Raw genomic sequence first — 21055 nt, 5'->3', positions numbered from 1 at the left:
CGCGCGCCCCGCGATCCGACCGTCGCCGCGGCCCATCCGCTGGCCTATCCGGCGCCAGGCCGCTCGACATCGGCGAGCGCATCGCGCAAGAACGCCACGGAACGGTCGGCCACCAAGCCCGCCAGCGGCGTTCGGTGCGGCGAACCGATGGCATGCGCCCCGTGGCGAACGCCTGCACGCGTTTGCGCCCCGGCGGCGTCCCCAGCGACGCGAACATGGCCTGCATCGCCGGCACGGACACCGTCCGGTCTTCTGCGCCCTCCAGGCCGCGGCAGTAACCAAGGAACACCGGACAGCCGACGCGCGGCCAGGGCGGTTCGGCGGCGTACTTGCGGAACGTCTCGCGCAGCGTACGGAAGCCCTCGGGATGAATCGCACTGGACCAATACGCCTGGACGGCCGGCGTACGTTGCCGGCCGTCGACCCAGGGCGCGTGCGCGACGCAATGTCGATCCAGCAGCGCCGGGTCGGCAGCCTGGATGCCCGGCGACCACGCCACGACGACGGCAACCTCGGCGGGCCGCACCGCCGCCAGCCAGAGCGCCAAGGTGGCACCGAGCGAGCTTCCGACGATGCCCACCCGATCCCCCATCGTGCGGACCTGGTCGAGCGCCGCGCATGCGGAGGCCTCCAGGCGCGCGCTGCTCAGCCCGCGTATCGCATCGGGTGCGGCCTCGCCATGGCCTGGCCAGCGAAGCACGTACAGATTGGCCGCCAGCGCGTCGGCCATGCGCTCAGGCAGCCGCCGGCTTCGCCGGAACTTGCCGAAACCCCATGCAGGTGGAGCAGCGCGACGGGGGTACGCACGCCCTGCCCCAGGCGCCAGTGCGCTCTCGCCTGCGTCCCGGGCTTCGGAGGCGGCACGCCGCCGCCATCGCGCAGTTGGGCTTCCACGCCAGTCCCGCCGCCTTCTCGCGTCACTGCCCGGCGCCGACGCGCTCGACGCTCGACAGTGCGGCGGTCCGCGCCTCGATTGCGCGAACGACCGCGATCATGTCGTCGTCGCCAAGCCCCAAGGCCTGCGTCTCCGCGTAGAGGGCGAGGCAGGCATCCATCTGCGGCGACGCGATGGCCGCCTCGCGGGCCGCGTCGACGATCAGGCGGCTGTTCTTCAGCACGTCCGAGATGCCCGCCTGCCGCGCGAAGTCCCGATCCCTGGCTTTGGCGGCCTTGATCCGCGATACCTCGCTCGCCATCGGGCCGGCATCGAGGATCGCCGCAAACCGGTCCAGATCGAGGCCGTGGCGCGCGGCAAAATGCGTCGCCTCGGCGAGGCCGGTCACCATGGTGATCAGAAACACATTGATCGCCAGCTTCATCCGCAATGCGTTCGGAGCCGGACCGCAATCGAACATCGTCCGGCACATGGGCGCGAGCAGCGGCCTGACCGCGGCAATGTCGTCAGGTGCGCCCGCCAGCATCCCGACAAGCGCGCCGTCCTCCGCAGGCCGGCGCGAGCCCGAGACCGGCGCCTCCACATAACGCCCGCCTGCGTCCTGGATCGCCTGCGCCAGCGCCAGCGAGTAGGCCGGGCGCACCGTGCCCATCGCCACGATCCTGCGGCCGGCGACACGCGCCGCAAAATCCGGCGATGCGCGCGCGAGAACCGCGTCCGTCGCGGCCTCGTCCGCGAGCATCAGGACGACGGTTTCGGCATGCGCGAAGACATCGGCGGCGCCAGGCATGGCCGTCGCACCGAGCGCCAGCAACGGCGTGCAACGTGCTGCGGAGCGGTTCCAGACGATCAGCGGCATCCCCGCACGCGCCAGCGCGGTGGCCATCGGCAGCCCCATCGTGCCGAGTCCGATGAAGCCGAGCGGCGTCGATCCGGTCATCCCGTTCTCCTGTTTCCCGAAAGGCTAGCCCATCCCGGACGACTTTAGAATTTGCTGTGTCCGCCGTGTCGATTCCACGATCCGCGTGGATGGCACTGCGCTGCGAGAGCGCAGCGCTGCACCCCTTCGAGAGGTTCTACCGACATGATGAAACGCAAGACCACCACGCTCGGGATAAGACGCTCCCGCCCCGATGAGGGAGATCGCGCACTGCAGATCTGGCGCGACGCGGTCGCGGCGACCCACGACTTCCTGTCGCCGCCGGATCGCCTGGCGATCGAGGCACTGGTGCGCGGGTTTCTTCCGCAGGCCCCGCTCTGGTTCGCCGTGGATGCGCACGACCATCCGCTGGCGTTCATGCTGATCGACGATGGGCATCTGCAGGCGCTGTTCGTCGACCCGGCGTATCGCGGGACCGGCGTGGGGGCGGCGCTCGTGCGCCACGGGCTGGCGCTGCATCCGCGCATGACGACCGACGTCAACGAACAGAACCACCAGGCCGTCGGCTTCTACGAAAGGATGGGTTTCAGGCGCACAGGCCGTTCCCCGCTCGACGACCAGGGCAAGCCGTATCCGCTGATCCACCTGGAATATGCGCGATGAGCGGCTTGCGGTACGGGTGAGTGCCGACCGTGCATGGTTGGTCGAGGAACAGCGCTTGGCTTCGGCGTCCTCGTGTGGGTGCACGCCATGCCCCGGCTAACCAGCCGCTCCAGCGCTCCACTCCTCGGCCAGCAGCCCATAGATGAGCGCATCGCGGAGACCGATGTGGGTACGCCATTCGGCCCGCAAGCGGCCCTCCAGGCGGAAGCCGAGCGCCGTGAGCAATGCGATGGAGGGCCGGTTGTCCGGATCGGTATCGGCGAAGAGGCGCCGCTGTCCCTCCGCGAACAACTGCTCGATCAACAAGGCGACCGCTTCGCGCGCATACCCGCGCCCCTGCGCCTCGCGTGCGAGCAGGTAGCCGATTTCGGCCACGCCTTCGCGCCTCTGCCCGGCCGCCACGAACCCGATCGCGCGGGCCTGGCCCACCGGCACGATCGCCCAAGCACGCCAGTTCGCATGCCCATCGGCGGCGAAGGCATCGCGCAGCTCTTCGACACGCGCGAACGGAGCGCGCGACCACCAGCGCATGCTGGCCGGATCGGACATCGTCGGGAACAACGCGTCGGCGTCGGACGCCTGGCGCGGACGCAGCGACAGGCGCTTCTGCGCGGCAGGATTCCAAGAAGCATGCTTGTCGATCACTGTCTTCGCACCTGTGCCTGTCGATCCATGTTGCATCCGGGACGACCTCATCCAGAAAACCAACTGCCGCAGCCCCGAGGCAGATCGGTCGCGTTCACCGTCGTGGTCACGATCAGCCCACGGATACTGCGCGAAACGTCTCGATCTTTTCAATGCGCGACACCGCATCACCGCGCATTTCGGTCTTCGGGCTGGTGGTCCGCGTCGTCCCAAGGTAGGCCTTGGATTCGCGACCAGCGACCAGCGGCCTCCAACGGGCCCAGTCAATCGCGCGAGACGAGGTCCTCCAGCCGCGAAACCGCTTCGTTGCCAAGCGAGGTGTTACGCAAAACGGCCGCCGCGTCTTCTGGCAACCGGCGCATCAGGGCCTGGCGCATCCGCCTCAGCCCATCGGATGCCGTGTTCACGGATCCCCACATCCCAACGGGCATCGCCATTGGATGCCTGCGATCCGATGCAGCGCACAGCCCGCGCAAGAACCGCCGCGCGCCCCTGCCCGCTTCCACCGCGCAGCCGACACGAAAACAGGCGGCGCCCCCCGCCATCGAGGCAGGGCGTCTATGCGATCCGCGCGACATCCCCCGCAAGCCGTGATCCTGCAGCGCCATGACGTCAACAAACCGCACAACGGTCGGATGCAATCAGAAAAATTTTTTAATAGTATTATTCAAAACAGACAGCCCCCACGGCGGCACCAGTCCCAGCGCACCATGTCGAGCGTTGCCATCACCGAAGTCATTGAGCCCCTGGACGTCGACAACGTTCCGCGCCCCGTCGTCGCCCTGCGTGCCACCTCGGTGACAAAGGACTGGGAAAATGCCCGGCATCGGCACCACAAGGCGCAGCTGATCTACTCCGTTCGCGGTGTCCTGAATTGCGAAATCGAAGACGGCGTCTGGATCGTGCCGCCGCAGTGCGCCATCTGGATTCCCGGTGACCTGCCCCACGCGGCACGCGGGTCGGGCGAAACCGAATGCCATTGCCTGTTCGTCGATCCCGCCGCCGCCGCCGATCTTCCGACAACCTGCTGCACCATTGCGGTATCGCCCCTGCTGCGCGAGCTGCTGCTGAAGGTGGCCGGTTTTCCTGCCTTGTACCCGCTGGGGGGGCGGGAAGATCGGCTGATTGCCGCCTTGCTCGACGAGCTGGTGGAAGCGCCGGTCGAGGACCTGCATCTGCCCATGCCGCGCGACGCCCGATTGCGCCGCCTCGCGGAACTGCTGCTGGCCGACCCAACGGACAAGACCTCGAAGGCCGTCTGGGCGACCCGCATCGGCATGAGCGAGCGCAGCATGAGCCGCCTGCTGCTGCACGAAATCGGCATGAGTTTCGGGCGCTGGCGCCGGCAACTGCACGTCATCCTGGCGCTTCAGCGCTTGACCAAGGGGGACAGCGTGCAGACGGTGGCATTGGAACTGGGATACGAAAACGCCAGCGGGTTCGTCACCATGTTCCGCAAGGCCGTCGGCAAGCCGCCGGCACGCTATCTTTCCGACCGCAGGAACGGCGCCGAGCTTGCTCCCGTGCCCGGCATCGTGCTGCCCAATGACATCTCGCCTTGATCGGATCAGGCCCGCCGGGTTCGTGACCTTCGATCGTCCTCTGCCACCCCATGCGCTGCAGTGCGGAGTTGCCCGCACCGCGCGCACGTGGTGGTGATGGTGAAGACCGTCTCGGCGTCGAGCACGAAGCCCTCCTTCCCGGCAAGCGACCGCAGGTGCGCACGCAACACGGGGTCTTCGATGAACACCAGTCGCGCGCCACAACGACAGCGCAGCGTGTCGTGGCGGGCGGTCAGCAGGTCGGGCTTGATCGCGTAGAACGCACGCCCACGCGTGCCTTCCGTGCGAACCAGCAAGCCGGCGACCCACAGATCGTGCAGTGCCCGATACACCGATCCCGGCGTAAGGCGATCGCGCCGACCGCTCAGGAGGCGGTACACCCGGCTGGCATCGAGACAACTCGGCGCCGCCTGCTCCAAGGCGCGCAAGACATCGGCACGCGCGGCCGTCGGTCGCAGCTTGTGCGCGATCAGGCGCCGCTCCTGCGCCGACACCGGCGATCCGGCGTCGGCATCGGCATCGGCATCGGCCGCCGCCGTAGGCTTCGCCTTGTGGTGGCCCGACTGCGGCGTTTTGCGTCCGAAGGATGCAATCAGATCCACGATCCGGGGCGGTTCATCGCAGGGCTCCATTCCATCTTCCTTTGCTGTGCCAGATCTCCGACATTCGAAAACGCGGAGCGGCGTGGCGTGTGGGTAGCTCGGGAGAAGCGCGATGACGGGGGGGCCACCGCGCCGGTACGCATAGGTGCTACCGTGTCGCAGGCTGCTCCCATCCTCCCCCCAGCGCCTTGAACACGCTGACGCGTGCGGAGCCCACGCGCTGGTCGGCAGTGGTCACTTGCAACCTCGCGTCGATCAGGCTGCTCTGCGCTACGAGCACGTCGAGATAGCTGATCGAGCCGGCGCGATAGCGCTGATCCGCCAACCGGAAGGCGTTCTCGGCACGGTCACGCGCTTCGATCAGCGCCTCGCGCTGCTGCATCGCGGCACCGTAGGCGCTCAACGATTGCTCGGACTCCTTCAGCGCGTTCAACACCGTTCCGTCGAAGCCGGCCAACGCGCCGTCGGCTTGCGCCTTGGCCTGCGCGATGCGGGCGCGTGCGACCATCGTGTTGGGGAAGCTCCAGGAGATCAGCGGTCCCAACGAGAACGACCAGGTACGATTGCCCCTCAGAAAATCGTTGCGCAGGTAGCTACCCGACGCCCCCAGCGTGACGCGCGGATAGAGGTCGGCCACCGCCACGCCAATCCGTGCGGTATCGGCGGCCAGTTGCCGCTCGGCCTGGCGCACGTCCGGGCGGCGACGCAAAAGCGCGGCGCCATCGCCGATCGGCAGTGCCTGCGCCATCTCCGGCGCCCTGTTGCAGGTACGCGCGGCGTCGGGCACGCGCGAGGGCGTGCGGCCCAGCAGCGCGGCCAGCTCGAACAATGCCGCCTCCCGCTGCCCCTGCAACGGCGGCAAGATCGCCTGGGCCTGCGCCAACGTGACCCCGGCACGCTCCACGTCCAGATGCGACGCCGCGCCGGCGTGTTCCTGACGGCTGACCAGTTCCAGGCTGTGCTGGGCCAGCGCAACGGACGAGCGCGCGACGTCGATGGACTCGCCATAGGTGCAGGCGTCCACATAGGCTCTCGTCGTCTCGGCGACGACAACGACCTTGGCGGCATCATGCGCGGCCGCGACCGCATCGGTGTCGTCGCGTGCGGCCTCGATGTCGCGTCTGACCCGGCCGAACAGGTCGACTTCGTAGGCGACGTCGAGTCCGCCGCTCTCGCTCCATTGCGTGGGTGCCCGGCCGGCTCCCGTCCATGTGGTCTGGTCGCGGCCGTAGCGTGCGCCAGCCGACACCTCGGTCGAGGGGAACAGGCCGCCACGGGCTTCCCTGTAGACGGCCTTTGCACGGTCGAGGTTGGCGAGGCTGACCCGCAGATCGGGATTGGCCGACAGGGCTTCCTGCACCAGCGTATCGAGCGCGGGATCCTTGTACAGCCGCCACCAGTCCGGCGGTGGCGACGCGGCGGCGTCCATATCGGCCGGCTGGCTGACGAAGGCGCCTGCAGCGGTGTGCGGCGTGACCGGTGGACGGTAGTCAGGACCACTGGCGCAGCCAGCGGTGACACCGGCAACGACGACCGCCATCAACATCGCGCGGCCAGGAAGGCGCGTGGTTGCACGCGAGGCGGTCGGCATGCGAAAGATCCGTTCAGAGCGCGACATCGGGAGCCTCCGCGGTCGCGAGTTCGCGGGCACGGGGACTTTCCGCCGCTGCGCGGTGGTCCTTGGCGATGAAGCTGTAGACGGTGGGCAGCACGAACAGCGTGAAGAAAGTGCCGACCAGCATGCCCATCACCACCACGATGCCGATGGAGAAGCGGCTGGCCGAGCCCGCGCCGTCCGCGAACAGCAAGGGCACCAGCCCCGCGACCATCGCCGCCGTGGTCATCAACACCGGGCGCATGCGTACCGCCGCCGCCTTCTCGATCGCCTCGATGCGGCTCAGGTTGTCGTGGTGCTGGATATGGTTGGCGAACGTGACCATCAGGATGCCATGCTTGGAGATCAGCCCGATCAAGGTGACCAGTCCGATCTGCGTGTAGATGTTGAGCGTCGCGTAGCCGAGCCACAGCGGCACCAGCGCGCCGCAGACCGCCAGCGGCACCGTCACCAGGATCACCAGCGGATCACGCAGGCTCTCGAACTGCGCCGCCAGCACCAGGAAGATGACCACCAGGGCGAAGCAGAACGACACCAGCAGGCGATTGCCTTCCTGTACGAACTGGCGGCTGTCGCTGAGCCAGTCCACGCTGGTGCCGGGGGGCAGCGGCTGCGACTGCAGGAAGGCGACCGCCTCGCCCATGCTCACGCCGGGGGCCGGCAGCATTTCCAGCGTGGCCGAATTCATCTGGCCGAACTGGGTGAGCTGGTTGGCCTGCGGACGCATCTCGACGCGGGTGACGGTCGACAGCGGCACCAGCGCGCCGGAGGTTGTCTTGACGTAGAAGCGCCCGAGGTCCTCCGGTGTCATGCGTTCGCTGCCGCGCACCTGCGGGATCACGTCGTAGGAGCGGTCGTGGAAGTTGAAGCGGTTGACGTAGTTTTCGCCGACCAGCACGGCCAAGGTGTCGGCGATCGACTGCATGCTCACGCCCATTTCGCTGGCCTTCGCATTGTCGATCGTGACGTGCGCCTGCGGGCTGTCGAAGGACAGGTCGTTCTGCACATAGAGGAACAGGCCACTGGCATACGCCGCGGTCTTGATCTTCTCGCCTGTCGCGTACAGCGCCTTGAAGTCATCGGGCGAGCGCAGCACCATCTGCACCGGCAGCCCGCCGCTGGAGCCGGGCAACGGCGGTAGCTGCACGGCGGTCAGCGTCTCGCCGTCGATGGCGCCGCCGGCGGCCTGGATCTGGCCTTGGATGTCGGCGGCCGATCGCGTGCGTTGCGACCAGTCCTTGAGGATCGCGCCGCCGACCATCATGTTCTGGCCGCCGGCATAGTCGCCGATGTTCATGAAGCTGCTGTCGAACTCGGGAATCGACTCGAACAGCGTCTCGATCTGCTGGGCGTAGCGCGCGGTGTAACCGACGCCTGCATACTGCGGCGCCTTGGTGACGACAATGACCACGCCCTGGTCTTCGGTCGGCGCCAGCTCGTGGCGGGTACCGGCGAACAACACCACGATCGCCGCCAGCACGACCGCGCCGACCAGCAGGACCGCGCCGCGCGCGGCCAGCGTGTGGGCCAGCAGGCGTCCATAGAACGCGGTCAAGCCCTCCATGGCGTGTTCGATCCGCTTCGCCAGCCGCCCTTCGCCCTGCTTGGAACTGAGCAGCATCGAACTCATCACCGGCGAGAGCGTCAAGGCGACGATCCCAGAGACGATGACCGAACCGGCCAGGGTGAAGGCGAATTCCTTGAACAGCGCGCCGGTCAGCCCCCCCATCATGCCGATGGGCGCATACACCGCCGCGAGCGTGATGGTCATGGCGATCACCGGCCCGACGATCTCGCGGGCGCCGAGCAATGCCGCGCGCACCGGCGTCAGCCCCTCCTCGATGTGGCGATGGATGTTCTCCACCACGACGATGGCATCGTCCACCACCAGGCCGATCGCCAGCACCATCGCCAACAGGGTCAGCAGATTGATCGAGAAGCCGCAGGCCAGCATCAGCGCCGCCGTGCCGATCAGCGACAGCGGAATGGTGACCACCGGAATGATCACCGCGCGGAAGGTGCCGAGGAACAGGAAGATCACCACGATGACGATCACGATCGCTTCGATCAGCGTGTGCTTCACCTCCTCGATGGAGGCATTGACGAAGCGCGCCACGTCGTAATTCGGCGCGACGGTCAACCCCGGCGGCGCCATCGCGCGAATCTTGGGCAGCAATGCGTTGGCCTGCTTGACGATCTCCAGGGGGTTGCCATCGGGCGTGGGCTGGATGGCGACGAAGATCGCAGGCACGCCGGTCGCGAACGACAGGTTGTTGTAGTTCTGGCCTCCGACCTCGACGGTGGCGACATCCGACAGCCGCACCACGCCGCCGCCGGGACTGGACTTGACGACCATCTGGCGGAAGTCCTCCACGCCGCGCAGGTCGGTGGCCGCGCTGATGTTGGTGATGGTCAGCGAACTCTTCAGTTGGCCCGGCGCGGCCTGCACATTGTTGGCGCGCAGCGCGGCCGAAATCTCGCCGGCCGACAGCCCATGCGCGGCCAAGCGGACCGGATCGATCCAGATGCGCATGGCCAGCGACTGCCCGCCGAAGACGTCGGCCGAGGCCACCCCGGGAATGCTGGTGAACAGCGGCTGCGCCACCCGGGACGCGAAATCCGTCACCTGCGGGACCGAGAGGGTCTTGCTGTAGAAGGCGATGTACTGCACCGCCGTGCCGCCCTCGGTGGACTTGCTGATGACCGGATCGGTGACGCCCGCCGGCAACTGGTACTTGACCTGTTGCACCTTGGCGAGCACTTCGGTCATCGTGCGATCGGCATTGGCGTTGAGCACCAGGCGCGCCTTGATCTCGCTCTTGCCCTGCTTGGTGGTCGAACTGAGGTATTCGATGCCGCTGGCCGTGGCGATGGATTGCGCGATCGGCGTGGTGACGAATCCCTGCATCACGTCCTGGGTCGCGCCCGGAAGCGACGTGCTGACCGTGATGGTGGCGTTCTCCAGGTAGGGGTACTGCCGGACCGGCAGGAGGAAGACGGCGGTGGCGCCCATCAGCAGGATCAGCAGACTGACGACCAGTGCGAGGATCGGGCGGCGGATGAAGATGTCGGTGAACTGCATGGCGCCGTCCTCTACCGTGCGCCAGCGGCGGAGGCGACCGCCATGCCCGCAGGCGGCATCGGGGGCGCTGGCGCATTGATCTTCACCATCGCCCCCGGCGGCAGCCGGTTCTGGCCGGCCATCACCACGATGTCGCCGGCCTTGACCCCCTGGGTCACGACAACGTCTTCGCCGAGTCGGCGCCCGGTGACGACCGGCACGGCGACCGCCTTGCCGATTCCCTGCGCGTTGGCATCCCGCACCAGCACCACGCTGTCGCCGGAAGCGGATGTCTGGATGGCGGTCAGCGGCAGGACGATGCCGTCGGCCTTGATCGGCAAGGTCAGCCGGGCCGTCGCATACATTCCAGACTTCAAGAGTCGATCGGCGTTGGGCAGCAGTGCCTGCACGACCACATTGCGGGTTTCGCCGTCGATGCGCGGCTCGATGCTGCTGATGCTTCCGGTGAACACCCTGTCCGGCGCGGCGTCCACGCTGACCTGCACCGCCATGCCCGGCGCCAGCTTCGGCAAGTCCTGCTGGGGAAGCGTGAAGTCCACGTAGAGCGGGTCGAGCTGGGTCAGCGTGGCGATCGCATCGCCGGCGTTGAGGTACTGGCCGGGATTGATGCGCCGGATGCCGATCTGGCCGGAGAATGGCGCACGTATGCTCTTCTGCCGGATCCTTGCGTCCCACTGTCGCACTGCCGCCGCGGCCTGGGCGGCCTCCGCTTTGTGTTGTTCGAACACCTCGCGCGGTTCGGCGCCGGTGGGGGCCAACTCCTGCGAGCGCCGCAGTTGCGCCTGGGCGAAATCGGCCTTTGCCGCCGCCGCCGCACGATCCGCTTGTTCGGGAGCGTCATAGAGCTGCACCAACGCCGCGCCCTCCTTGACGGTCTGGCCGGCTTCGAAATGGATGGCGGTCACGCGGCCCGAGGTGTCGGGAGCCAGCAGCACTTCGCGCACGGCTCGCACGTTGCCGACGGCCTGCAACTCGTCGGCCACAGCACGGGATTGAGCGCGGATCGTCGAGACCGGCAACGGCGGCATGTCATGGGCGTCGGCGCCGCTGCCACGGGTGGCGCGCCAGGCATAAAGCAGGCCGAAGACCACGACCAGGCCGACGACGCCGATGGCAATGGGCTTGGCGCGGGAGAGAGAGGCGCTCATGCACGGCCTCCTTGCGCGTACGAGGTCAGGGACGCGCGCCACCGGAGGCGGCGCGCCATTGCGCGGAAGCAAAGCAAGTGCATTGGGGGGTGTCCTCGATAAGAAGCAGCGCCTGCTCAGCCGAGCAGGCACGCGCGGCCGACAGGTGGCAAACCACGATGACGCGCAGCCTAGCCAGGAGTGGCAAGAACCACATTGCGACATCAGGTCAACATATTGCGCATTACGGCCAGCGCCGACGCGCGATGACGAATGACCTGAATGAATAACAATCTGGCCCAGATTCGCCATCGAGCCAACGCGCCACGTTGTTAAATGGTGCGTCTAAACGCTAATGAGTATTATTTGATGTGCGATTTCACGGATGCTGGCACGTCCCAGCGGCAAATCGGTTGGCGCGCCTTCCCTGCTGCACTGCATGAGCGCAAGCCCGCGTCCCGCAACCTGCTGGGCGTCGCGCTGGGGGCGGCCATCCTCGTCGGCGCGCAGAACGCATTCGCCGCCGAGTCGGCGCAGCGATCGAACGAGGCTGGAGAAAACACGCCCCACGAAACGCAGACCTTGCCGGCCGTCAAGGTCACGCGCCGCACGGATGCGGCCGCGACCGAAGGGACCGGCTCCTACACCACGGGCGAGACGGCGGCGGCCACGCGCCTGCCGCTGTCACTGCGGGACACGCCGCAGTCGGTCACGGTGATCACGCGCCAACGCATGGACGACCAGCAACTGACGTCGGTGCAGGGCGTGCTGGAGAACACCACCGGGATCGCGTCGTATCAGTCCGACAGCGAACGGACGAGTTTCTACTCGCGCGGATTTCTGATCAACAACCTGCAGTACGACGGCATTCCCACGGTGGTCGGCAACATCGTCAACGGCAGCGGCATCGGCTCGCTCGATACCGCGTTCTACGACCGTGTCGAGGTCGTGCGCGGCGCCTCCGGCCTGCTGACCGGCACCGGCAATCCCTCGGCCGCCATCAATCTCGTGCGCAAACGCCCGACCCCGGAATTCTCAGCGTCCGCCTCGCTGGGCGCGGGGAGCTGGGACACCTACCGGGGAATGGCCGACGTCTCCACGCCGTTGACCCAGGACGGTCGCATCCGCGCGCGCGCGGTGGGCACGTACCAGGACGGCCATTCGTACCTCGACCGCTACAAACCGCAGAGGAAATCGTTCTACGGCATCATCGAGGCGGATCTGACCGCGGACACGACGCTGAGTGTGGGCGTCGACTATCAGGACATCACGCCGAAAGGCGCCACCTGGGGCGGCATGCCGCTGTGGTTCAGCGACGGCACGCAGGCACACTACCCGCGCTCCAGCAGCTATGCGCAGGACTGGAGCCGTTGGGACAACACGCTCAAAACCGGGTTTGCCGAGCTCGCGCATCGCTTCGGCAACGGCTGGACGCTCCGCGCCGTCGCGAACCAGTACCGCACGGACTACGATGCCGAGCTGCTCGGCCTGGTCGGCCGCCCCGATCGCGCCACGGGACTGGGCGTCTCCCCCAACGGGGCGTATCCGGTCGCGCTGGCGTCCGACGGGCGGAGCCGGCAAAACACCGTCGATGTGATGGCCAGCGGCCCGTTCGAACTGCTGGGCCGCCAGCACGATCTGGTGCTGGGGGCGACGAGCTCGCGCCGCACCGCCAGCCAGCGGGACATCGCGCCCTTCTACGCGGGCTTCATGCCGGTCGACGTGTATGACCTGAGCCAACCCTATCCCCGGCCCGACTTCGCCGCCATGACGTGGATACCCACCGGCACCCGGATCAAGCAGAGCGGTGTCTATGGCGCAGCCCGCTTTTCCCTGGCCGATCCACTGCACCTCATCGTCGGCGGCCGCGTCAGCAACTACGACATCGACGACACCGCCGGCAACAACAGGCTGCACTACAAGAAAACGGGCGAGTTCACCCCGTATGCGGGCTTGATCTACGACCTCGATACGACCTACTCGGCCTACGTCAGCTACACCGGCATCTTCAACCCGCAAACGGATTACCGGGACAGCAAGGGCAACGTGCTCACGCCGTCCAAGGGAAAAACCAAGGAACTCGGCCTGAAGGGCAACTACCTCGACGGACGCCTGAATGCGTCGATCGCCGTGTTCGAAACCACGCTGGACAACGCGGCGCAGAGCGTCGCCGGGACCTATACGCCAGGCGGCGCGCAAGCCTACAAAGGCGCCGACGGGACAAAGTCGCGCGGCATCGAGCTGGACCTGCAAGGCGAGTTGGCGCATGGCTGGAACATCGCTGCAGGCATCGCGCACTTCACCGCGGAAGATGGCGATGGCGTCCGCCTGAATTCGCAACTCCCGCGCACCACGGCCCAGCTCTTCACCACCTACCGATTGCCGGGTGCGGGGAGCAAGTTGACGCTGGGCGGCGGCGTCAAATGGCAAAGCCGCATCTACGAGGCGCCCAATACCGGCACCAGTTCACTGGGCGGGGAACAGCGTTCCTATGCCCTCGCCTCCCTGCTGGCGCGCTACGCCATCACGCAGAAGACCCATCTGGCCGTGAACGTCAACAACGTTTTCGACAAGAAATACGCGCTGCAGAAGGGCGACTTCGACACCGTGAGTTACGGCGCACCGCGCAACGTGATGGTGACGCTGGACTACACGTATTGATGCGCTCGCAGGCCAATGCGTCATTCGGTCGAGCACCCGCCGTCATCCCGCCATCGATTTCAGAGAACCCGCCCATGCCACTTCAGCCCTCCCCCCCACCACGCCCTACCCAAGACGCGACCATGCACGCCCCGAACAGGGTCGCATTGTTCTGGTTGACGACTGCGACGGGTGTCGTGCTTTTCGTGACCTTCCAGTTGTTCTTCTACGTCAATACCTTCGTGAGAGCGCACGGAGCGACAGCGGCCATCACGTTCTATCCCGGCATCCTGTGGATGTTTTCCGCCTTCTATGGGTGCTGGATCGTCACGGTGCTGCTCGCCCTGATCGGAACCCGCCGCGCGCAAGGAATCGCCCTGGTCCTCGGCGGCCTGCTCGTCGTCCTGAATACCCTCGGAGGAATCGCGGACGGGCTGCGCGACGGCTGGTATGTCGCGCTCTCTGCCGTGCTCTTCATCACCCTGCCCGGTGCGTTCGCCATTGCGATCACCTGGCGGCACATCAAGCGTCAAGGAGTTGGCCATGCCCATGAATAGTTCGAACTTCCCCTTGGTCTGGATGAACCTGTCCCAGGAACCCGGGCATGACCACCAGAAGGACTTCGACGCGTTCGAGGCGAACCTGCGGCGCGGGGAGCCATTCGTGATCCTGAGCGACAGCACGCCGAGCGAAGACCACGAGCACACGCCGGAAGAAAAGAAACGCACGGCGCTGTGGATGAAAAAGCACAAGGTGGAACTGCGAAGGCTGGTCCTGGCGATGATCCAGATCGAACCCAACCCGGCCAAACGCGTCGGCTACAAGGCCTTCGCGGTCCTGTTCGGCAAGTTCTGGGGTTACCCCATGCTGCTTGCCTCCTCGCGCGAGCAGGCAGTGGAGATGGCGCAGGAACTGCTGTCGACGTGCGGGACCTCTTCTCGCTGACGGCCCACGCAGGCGGACCTCGCAGCAATCCCCGCCGTCGAGCGTCGTCGCGGCGAGCGGCTGCGCCATCGCTGTTCGGTCAGTGGCGTCTACGGCATCGGCAGCCTCCGCCTGCCATCCTCGAGCATCGTCCAAGATCCGCGGGCGAGCATGACGCTGCGGGGGGAACGGCGCGCCGCCAGCGCACGGTCATGGATCGATGCCGCAGACCGGTTCAGCGGTGTTCGTGGTCCACAACGTCCGCTCCACCGGATCAGACGGCGGCTCCGGTCCTCGGCGCTGCGGAGTGGCACGGTGCATCTACTTCAGCCCCCGGTGGCTGAAGCAGCAGCCGCACCAGCGGATTCGGGAAACGCCGCGACATGGTGACGGCGTGGAAGGTCTCGACGATGTCCGGCAATTGATCGCCTTCCACCAGGACGCCCGCGGCGATCTCGTCCTTGACCACGATCGGCGGGAGCACCGCCAGGCCGAGGTCCTCGCGCGCCAGCAATCGCATCATCGCCATGTCCTCCACTTCCGCCACGATCTGCGGCCGCACGCCCAGGCGATCGGCCAAGGCGTCGAAGCCGGCGCGCACGCTGTTGTCCACCGTCGGCAGGATGATGGGGTGGTTGCGCAGGCGATCGGCAATGCTGGCGGCATGACCCAAGCGATCCGGCGTGCCAACCAGGCTGACCGGATGCTGCGCGAGCCGATGGGAGACGAATGGGGTCAGCGCATCGCCGGGCGGCGCCTGGTTCAGCAGGACGACGTCGAGATTGAGCGCCTCGAGCGCCCGCAGCAGTTCGCCGGCACTGCCGGAGCGAAGGATCAGATCGATGTCGGGACGGCCGAGCAGCGGACGCAGGAACTGCATCTGGAAGTTGCGCGACAGCGTGGCCAGCGAGCCGACCCGCAGCGCCTGCCGCGCCGCGCCTGTCTGCCGCAGCGTGCCCAGCAGTTCGTCGCCGGTGGCGAAGATCGCGTCTGCGTGGTCGAGCGCGATCTGCCCGGCCTCGGTCAGGTGCAGCTGGCGGCCGCGCCGCTCGAACAACGCATGGCCCAGCCGCTCCTCGAGCTTGCGGATCTGCACCGACAAGGCCGATTGCGTGAGGTTGAGCCGCTCGGCGGTGCGGGTCAGGTTGCCGTCGTGGGCGACGGCCCAGAAGTAGCGCAGGTGGTTGTAGTTCAGGGCGGCCATCGTTCGATAATAACGAACGAAACCGTGAAAACAATGAATTTTTGTTCGTCCCAGCCGATCGCTATCGTGGCGCCGCCCGCCACCGCGCCCGATCCGAGGGGATTGCCTTGTCGCTCTATCTGCTACCGCTCTCCGCACCGTTCCTGCTGCTGGTCGCCGCCATGTTCGGCTTCGTCCGCAGCGGCCGACGCCCCCGCCTGCTGCCCGTGGTCGCGGAAGGCGCCGCACTCGCCGCGCTGCTCGTCGCCATCGCCGCGCTGGCGCTGCTGCTCGTTCGCGGCGCCGGCGATAGCGACTTGATCGGATGGAGCGGGATCGGCCTGTCGGTCCGGCTCGATGCGGTGAGCACCACGATGCTGCTGCTGGTCGCCTTCGTCGGCTGGATCGTGGTGCGCTACACCCGGACCTATCTCGATGGCGAGGCGCGGCAGGGGGATTTCACCGGCTGGCTGTGCGTCGCGCTCGCGGCGGTGCTGCTGCTGGTGCAGGCCGGCAACCTGGTCCAGGTCGTGGTGGCCTGGATCGCGACCAGCGTCGCGCTCAATCGCCTGCTGCTGTTCTATCCCCAGCGCGTGGCGGCGCGGCGTGCCGCGCGCAAGAAGCGCCTGTTCTCCAGCATCGGCGCCATCGCCCTGCTCTGCGCAGCGCTGCTGGTATGGAGAAGCCTGGGCACCACCGACATCGCCACCATCAACACCCTGGCCCGCAGCGGCCAGCACGGCTGGCTGCTGACGGCCGCCGCCGCGCTACTCGCGCTGGCCGCGGTGCTGAAATCGGCGCAGTTCCCGACCCACGGCTGGCTCACCGAGATGATGGAAGCGCCCACGCCAGTGTCGGCGCTGCTGCATGCCGGCGTGATCAACGGCGGCGGCTTCCTGCTGATCCGCTTCGCCGACCTGATGCTGGCTGCCCCGGGCGTGCTCGCCGTGCTGGCCATGCTGGGTGGGTTCACCGCGCTGTTCGGTGCGCTGGTGATGCTGACCCAGCCCGCGGTCAAGACCTCGCTGGCCTGGTCGACGGTCGCGCAGATGGGCTTCATGATCCTGCAGTGCGGGCTGGCGCTGTTCCCGCTGGCGTTGCTGCACATCGTCGCGCACTCGCTCTACAAGGCGCATGCCTTCCTGGCCTCCGGCGGGGCCGTCGAGCACGTGGCGTCCATTCGCCGGCCGGGGCCGGTAGCGGTGCCCAATGGGGCGGCGGTCGGCCGCGCCTTCCTGATCGCGTTGGCGATCTATAGCGGGATCGGCGCCGCCTTCGGGTTCGCCTTCGGCTTCGAGCACAAGTCGCCGCAGGCGCTGGCCCTGGGCGCCATCCTGATCTTCGGTGTGGCCTATCTGCTGGCCCAGGGCCTGGCCGATGCCGCGCCGCGCCCGCTTACCCGCAGGACCGCGCTCTACGCCAGCGCCGCCGCGGTGGGCTACTTCGCGCTGCAGACCGCCGCCGAATGGCTGACCGCCGGCGTGCTGCCCGCCACACCGGCACCGGGCCGGCTGGAGTGGACGCTGATGGCGCTGGCCGTTCTGAGCTTCGGCCTGGTGGCGGTGGCGCAGGCGCTGTTCCCGCTCTGGGCCGCGCACCCGGCCGCCGCCGGACTGCGCGTGCATCTCTCCAACGGCCTGTACGTCAACGCCGCCATCGACCGCCTGCTCGGCGGCTGGTCTGTGCGCAAGACGCCGTGACCCCCAATCGCCAGGACACCTCCATGCTGATGACCGCGACCGACGCACCGCCCCTGTCCCACACTGCAATCATCGCCGCCGCCGAGCGTGCGGCACGCGCCATTCCTCCGCTGTGGCCGCTCGCCTCGAGCGTGGCGGTCAATCCCTTCCTCGGCCAGGCCGGCGAACCACTGGCCACGGCGGCGGCGCGGCTGCGCAATGCCGCCGGCATCGCCCTCACCATGCCGCGCTCCTGGTATGCGGAACGGCTGCAGTCCGGCGACATCGCCGCGGCGGATCTGCAGGCGGCTTTCCACAACGCGCCGGCAGCGCTGCGCCCGCCGACGGTGTCCGCGCTCAAGCATGCCATCGCGTGCGAGCGTCCCGGCCCGCAGGCGATCCCGACCGTCGCCGATCTGGCGCGCGACGCGGCGGCAGTCGACTGGCCGGGCATCGTCAACGAGCGCATCGGGCACTGGGCCGCCGCCTATTTCGACCAGGGACAGGCACTGTGGATCGCAGGGCACTCCGGCAGCGCCTACAGCGCGTGGCGACTCGTCGCGACCCACGATCTGACGCCGGAAATCGCAGGGCTCACCCGATTCGCACAGCAGGTGGCGGACGCGCCAGCGACTGCCGAGGACGCGATCGTCGAGGGAGTCGCGCGCCTCGGCCTCTCGCCCGACGCCCTGGACGGCTATTTCCACCGACTGCTGACCACGCTGGGCGGCTGGAGCCAGGTCGCCCGGTATCGGCTCTGGCAAGCGGAGCTGAGCGGCGGAACCGATGCCTGCGTCACCGACCTGCTGGCCATCCGCATCAGCTGGGACGCCGCGCTGTTGGGCAAGTTCGGTGCGGCGATCGCGTCCAAGTGGCGATCCGCCATCGCCGCCTACGCCACGCCGGTTGCGGCGACATCGGAGGATGTCGTCGACAGTATTCTGCAGGAGGCGGCCGAACGTGCGGCGCAGCGGCGGCTCGACACCACGCTTGCAGCACCTGCTTCAGTCCCTGCCGCGCCTTCCCGCATGGCGCTGCAGATGGCCTTCTGCATCGACGTGCGCTCGGAAGTGTTTCGGCGCGCACTGGAAAGCCTCGACGCCGGCATCCAGACACTCGGATTCGCCGGCTTCTTCGGGCTGGGCATCGGCCATCGGCGATTCGCCTCGGACGTGGTCGAGGCGCGTCTTCCCGTACTGCTGCCCCCGCGGGTGCACACCTGCTGCGGCGAGACGACGCCGACGCTGACCGAATCGGACCTCGCTGCGCGGATCGCCGCACGTGCCAAGCGCGCCTGGGGCCGCTTCAAGCTGGCCGCCATTTCCTCGTTCGCCTTCGTCGAAGCCGCCGGCCCGATCTACGTCGGCAAGCTGCTGCGCGACGGACTGGCGCTGAAACGGCAGGACGCGCCGAACGATCCCGCACCGCGCCCGGCCGACACCCTCGACCTCGACACGCGACTGGGCATGGCCAGCAGCATCCTCAAGGCAATGTCGCTCACGACAGGCTTCGCACGACTGGTCGTGCTCGCCGGCCACGGCGCCAACGTGGTCAACAATCCGCACGCCAGCGCCCTGCATTGCGGCGCCTGCGGCGGCTACTCGGGCGAAGTGAACGCACGGCTGCTCGCTGCGCTGCTCAATGACCCCGAGGTGCGCGCCGGTCTCGCCGAACGCGGCGTCGCGATTCCCGCGGACACGTTGTTCATGGCGGCATTGCACGACACCACGACCGATACGGTCATGCTCTACAGCGCCGACCATCCCTCGCCTGCGCATGCGGCCGATCTCGAGCAGGCGGTACGTTGGCTGCACGCCGCCGGCGCGCTGGCGCGTGGCGAGCGGGCACTGCGCCTGCCGCGCGCGCAACGGAGCGAGGACATCGCGCATCGCGCCCGCGACTGGGCCGAGCTGCGCCCGGAATGGGCGCTGGCCGGCTGCCAGGCCTTCATCGCCGCGCCCAGGGCACGCACCGCCGGGCGCGACCTGGCGGGGCGCGCCTTCCTCCACGACTACGACTGGCGCCGCGACGAGGGCTTCGGCGTGCTGGAGTCGATCCTGACCGCCCCGGTCGTGGTCGCCAGCTGGATCAGCCTGCAGTACTACGGATCGACGGTGGCGCCCGAGGTCTTCGGCGCGGGCAACAAGCTGCTGCATAACGTCACCGGCGGCATCGGTGTGGTCGAGGGCAATGGCGGCCTGCTGCGCGGCGGATTGCCGTGGCAGTCGGTGCACGACGGCGAACGGCTGATCCACGAACCGCTGCGGCTGTCCGTGCTGATCGAGGCACCGGCCGACGCGATCACCGACATCCTCGAACGTCACCCGCAGGTCCGCGCGCTGTTCGACAATCGGTGGCTGCATCTTTTTGCGCTGGACGACGCAGGGGCGATGGCGTCGCGCTACATCGGCGACCTGCGCTGGGAGGCGTGACTCTAGCGATTGACGGCTCACCAAGCCCAATAAGTCGGACGACACGACAGTGTCCTTCGACGATGACGCATAGGTCGCAACGACGCCAGTCGCTGTCGTTCAAGCGGAAGCGCACGCAAGAGACACGTAGTTGTCCAACCGCGCCAAATCCTTCGCCGGCGCGTCGCCGATCGGGTCAGCGACACAAGTGCGTCGCTGTCGTCCACGACGGATGTTCGAACGTCCGTACCATCCAGTCGGTAAACGCGCGTACCTTCGCGAGGGTGTGCTGGGCCGAAGCCCTGACCACGTACATGGTCTCCTCGCCCTGCACCTCCCAGGACGGCAGCACTTCGACCAGACGTTCTTCACGCAGCGCGTTGGCGACGACCCAGTCTGCGCAATATGCCACGCCAGCGCCTTGCAGCGCCGCGTGCATCGTCGCATCGATGTCGTTGGTTGCAAACCGTGAGCGGATACGCACCGCGTGTCGTTTCCCTTGCCGGCACAGATGCCACACCGGATGCGACGCCATCGGCGTGAACCCGATGCACGCATGCGCAAGCAGGTCGCGCGGATGACGGATCGGCGGATGCGACTGCAGATAGGCCGGCGATGCGCATAGCAGCCGGCGCATGCTGGCCACGTGCCGTGCGACAAGCCGATTGTCGTCCAGCCTGCCGATGCGCACGCCCACGTCGAAACGCTCGGCAATCAGATCGACAAAGCGGTCAGTGAAGTCCGCTTCCACTTCAAGCGCCGGATAACACGCGAGAAATTCGGGCAGTTTCGGCGCGATCCAGCGACGGCCGAAACCCACCGGCAGGGTGATACGCAGCAATCCGATTGGCGCCGCACTCAACTGACGCGCTTCTTCCTCACCGCTGCGTATCAGTTGCATCGCCTCCTGCACACGCTCGCGCAGGCGCGTGCCGGCATCGGTGGGGGAAAGGCGGCGCGTCGAACGTTCGACGAGCCGCGTGCCGAGGCGCGTTTCCAGCTTCTTCAGACGCCGCGAAATGACCGAACTGTCGCGACCGAGCCGCCGCCCCGCGGCCGTGAAGCTTCCCGTTTCGAGCACGGCGAGCAAGGCACCGATTTCGTCCGCTTCCACGCTGTTCATTCGTGCACCAGGCGCAAGGATGTT

General features: G+C 67.6%; 16 protein-coding genes and 1 pseudogene. 7 read left to right on the top strand and 10 right to left on the bottom strand.

Annotated features, from left to right (window positions below):
* Positions 1–44: 44 nt before the first annotated feature.
* Together NKJ47_RS10740 and NKJ47_RS10735 are read right to left on the bottom strand one after the other, a co-directional pair.
* Positions 45–864, bottom strand: a pseudogene (locus NKJ47_RS10740) (alpha/beta hydrolase).
* Positions 865–917: 53 nt separating this feature from the next.
* Positions 918–1835 (bottom strand): NAD(P)-dependent oxidoreductase, encoded by a 918-nt coding sequence (locus NKJ47_RS10735; protein WP_254457911.1) that lies wholly within the window; start codon positions 1833–1835, stop codon positions 918–920.
* A 144-nt stretch (positions 1836–1979) separates the two neighbouring features.
* Between NKJ47_RS10735 and NKJ47_RS10730 the strand changes: the two genes are divergently transcribed.
* Complete coding sequence (locus NKJ47_RS10730) at positions 1980–2438, top strand: acetyltransferase (protein WP_429002408.1); 459 nt, start codon at positions 1980–1982, stop codon at positions 2436–2438.
* Between the two features lie 96 nt (positions 2439–2534).
* Here the strand turns inward: NKJ47_RS10730 and NKJ47_RS10725 are convergent, their stop codons facing one another.
* Together NKJ47_RS10725 and NKJ47_RS10720 are read right to left on the bottom strand one after the other, a co-directional pair.
* Positions 2535–3083: a GNAT family N-acetyltransferase gene (locus tag NKJ47_RS10725; RefSeq protein ID WP_254457910.1), complete on the bottom strand. Its 549-nt coding sequence runs from the start codon at positions 3081–3083 to the stop codon at positions 2535–2537.
* A gap of 263 nt (positions 3084–3346) precedes the next feature.
* A complete protein-coding gene (locus NKJ47_RS10720; RefSeq protein ID WP_254457909.1) occupies positions 3347–3490 on the bottom strand; it encodes a hypothetical protein in 144 nt (47 codons plus the stop codon).
* Between the two features lie 303 nt (positions 3491–3793).
* Between NKJ47_RS10720 and NKJ47_RS10715 the strand changes: the two genes are divergently transcribed.
* Complete coding sequence (locus tag NKJ47_RS10715) at positions 3794–4645, top strand: AraC family transcriptional regulator (protein WP_254457908.1); 852 nt, start codon at positions 3794–3796, stop codon at positions 4643–4645.
* Positions 4646–4650: 5 nt separating this feature from the next.
* Here the strand turns inward: NKJ47_RS10715 and NKJ47_RS10710 are convergent, their stop codons facing one another.
* The 4 genes from NKJ47_RS10710 to NKJ47_RS10695 form a co-directional block, all read right to left on the bottom strand.
* The gene (locus tag NKJ47_RS10710) at positions 4651–5277 is read right to left on the bottom strand and encodes a Fur family transcriptional regulator (protein ID WP_254457907.1); all 627 of its coding nucleotides are present in this window, start codon (positions 5275–5277) and stop codon (positions 4651–4653) included.
* Positions 5278–5395: 118 nt separating this feature from the next.
* Positions 5396–6838 (bottom strand): efflux transporter outer membrane subunit, encoded by a 1443-nt coding sequence (locus NKJ47_RS10705; protein WP_254457906.1) that lies wholly within the window; start codon positions 6836–6838, stop codon positions 5396–5398.
* Between the two features lie 13 nt (positions 6839–6851).
* Complete coding sequence (locus NKJ47_RS10700; protein WP_254457905.1) at positions 6852–9944, bottom strand: efflux RND transporter permease subunit; 3093 nt, start codon at positions 9942–9944, stop codon at positions 6852–6854.
* 11 nt (positions 9945–9955) lie between these two features.
* Complete coding sequence (locus NKJ47_RS10695) at positions 9956–11092, bottom strand: efflux RND transporter periplasmic adaptor subunit (RefSeq protein WP_254457904.1); 1137 nt, start codon at positions 11090–11092, stop codon at positions 9956–9958.
* 348 nt (positions 11093–11440) lie between these two features.
* Between NKJ47_RS10695 and NKJ47_RS10690 the strand changes: the two genes are divergently transcribed.
* From NKJ47_RS10690 to NKJ47_RS10680, 3 genes are all read left to right on the top strand, one after another.
* Positions 11441–13732 (top strand): TonB-dependent siderophore receptor, encoded by a 2292-nt coding sequence (locus tag NKJ47_RS10690; protein WP_254457903.1) that lies wholly within the window; start codon positions 11441–11443, stop codon positions 13730–13732.
* 122 nt (positions 13733–13854) lie between these two features.
* Complete coding sequence (locus NKJ47_RS10685) at positions 13855–14268, top strand: hypothetical protein (RefSeq protein ID WP_254457902.1); 414 nt, start codon at positions 13855–13857, stop codon at positions 14266–14268.
* Complete coding sequence (locus NKJ47_RS10680; protein WP_254457901.1) at positions 14261–14656, top strand: hypothetical protein; 396 nt, start codon at positions 14261–14263, stop codon at positions 14654–14656. The genes NKJ47_RS10685 and NKJ47_RS10680 overlap by 8 nt, the downstream gene beginning before the upstream one ends.
* A 253-nt stretch (positions 14657–14909) precedes the next feature.
* On the opposite strand, the gene NKJ47_RS10675 is transcribed toward NKJ47_RS10680, so the two are convergent.
* Positions 14910–15839, bottom strand: coding sequence for a LysR family transcriptional regulator (locus NKJ47_RS10675; RefSeq protein ID WP_254457900.1), 930 nt, complete (start codon positions 15837–15839; stop codon positions 14910–14912).
* A gap of 107 nt (positions 15840–15946) precedes the next feature.
* Here NKJ47_RS10675 and NKJ47_RS10670 point away from each other — a divergent pair, with 107 nt between their 5' ends.
* Entirely contained in the window at positions 15947–17518 is a 1572-nt protein-coding gene (locus NKJ47_RS10670) for a proton-conducting transporter membrane subunit (RefSeq protein WP_254457899.1), read from the top strand.
* 23 nt (positions 17519–17541) lie between these two features.
* Positions 17542–19929, top strand: coding sequence for a YbcC family protein (locus NKJ47_RS10665; RefSeq protein ID WP_254457898.1), 2388 nt, complete (start codon positions 17542–17544; stop codon positions 19927–19929).
* Between the two features lie 175 nt (positions 19930–20104).
* Here the strand turns inward: NKJ47_RS10665 and NKJ47_RS10660 are convergent, their stop codons facing one another.
* Positions 20105–21031, bottom strand: a complete 927-nt coding sequence (locus tag NKJ47_RS10660; protein ID WP_254457897.1) for a LysR family transcriptional regulator — start codon at positions 21029–21031, stop codon at positions 20105–20107.
* Between the last annotated feature and the right edge of the window lie 24 nt (positions 21032–21055).

The organism is Xanthomonas sacchari (genome assembly GCF_024266585.1).
GTDB classification, from domain to species: Bacteria; Pseudomonadota; Gammaproteobacteria; order Xanthomonadales; family Xanthomonadaceae; genus Xanthomonas_A; species Xanthomonas_A sacchari_C.
Note: the sequence above shows the minus strand (reverse complement) of the source record. Positions and strands in the feature narration are given on the sequence as shown.

Excerpts from the sequence above, each read along its gene's own strand:
- NKJ47_RS10660 (WP_254457897.1), bottom strand. The coding sequence starts at position 21,031 with ATGAACAGCGTGGAAGCGGACGAAATCGGTGCCTTGCTCGCCGTGCTC.
- NKJ47_RS10700 (WP_254457905.1), bottom strand. The coding sequence starts at position 9,944 with ATGCAGTTCACCGACATCTTCATCCGCCGCCCGATCCTCGCACTGGTC.
- NKJ47_RS10680 (WP_254457901.1), top strand. The coding sequence starts at position 14,261 with ATGAATAGTTCGAACTTCCCCTTGGTCTGGATGAACCTGTCCCAGGAA.
- NKJ47_RS10665 (WP_254457898.1), top strand. The coding sequence starts at position 17,542 with ATGCTGATGACCGCGACCGACGCACCGCCCCTGTCCCACACTGCAATC.
- NKJ47_RS10690 (WP_254457903.1), top strand. The coding sequence starts at position 11,441 with ATGTGCGATTTCACGGATGCTGGCACGTCCCAGCGGCAAATCGGTTGG.
- NKJ47_RS10715 (WP_254457908.1), top strand. The coding sequence starts at position 3,794 with ATGTCGAGCGTTGCCATCACCGAAGTCATTGAGCCCCTGGACGTCGAC.
- NKJ47_RS10730 (WP_429002408.1), top strand. The coding sequence starts at position 1,980 with ATGATGAAACGCAAGACCACCACGCTCGGGATAAGACGCTCCCGCCCC.
- NKJ47_RS10705 (WP_254457906.1), bottom strand. The coding sequence starts at position 6,838 with ATGCCGACCGCCTCGCGTGCAACCACGCGCCTTCCTGGCCGCGCGATG.
- NKJ47_RS10710 (WP_254457907.1), bottom strand. The coding sequence starts at position 5,277 with ATGGAGCCCTGCGATGAACCGCCCCGGATCGTGGATCTGATTGCATCC.
- NKJ47_RS10685 (WP_254457902.1), top strand. The coding sequence starts at position 13,855 with ATGCACGCCCCGAACAGGGTCGCATTGTTCTGGTTGACGACTGCGACG.
- NKJ47_RS10695 (WP_254457904.1), bottom strand. The coding sequence starts at position 11,092 with ATGAGCGCCTCTCTCTCCCGCGCCAAGCCCATTGCCATCGGCGTCGTC.
- NKJ47_RS10675 (WP_254457900.1), bottom strand. The coding sequence starts at position 15,839 with ATGGCCGCCCTGAACTACAACCACCTGCGCTACTTCTGGGCCGTCGCC.
- NKJ47_RS10735 (WP_254457911.1), bottom strand. The coding sequence starts at position 1,835 with ATGACCGGATCGACGCCGCTCGGCTTCATCGGACTCGGCACGATGGGG.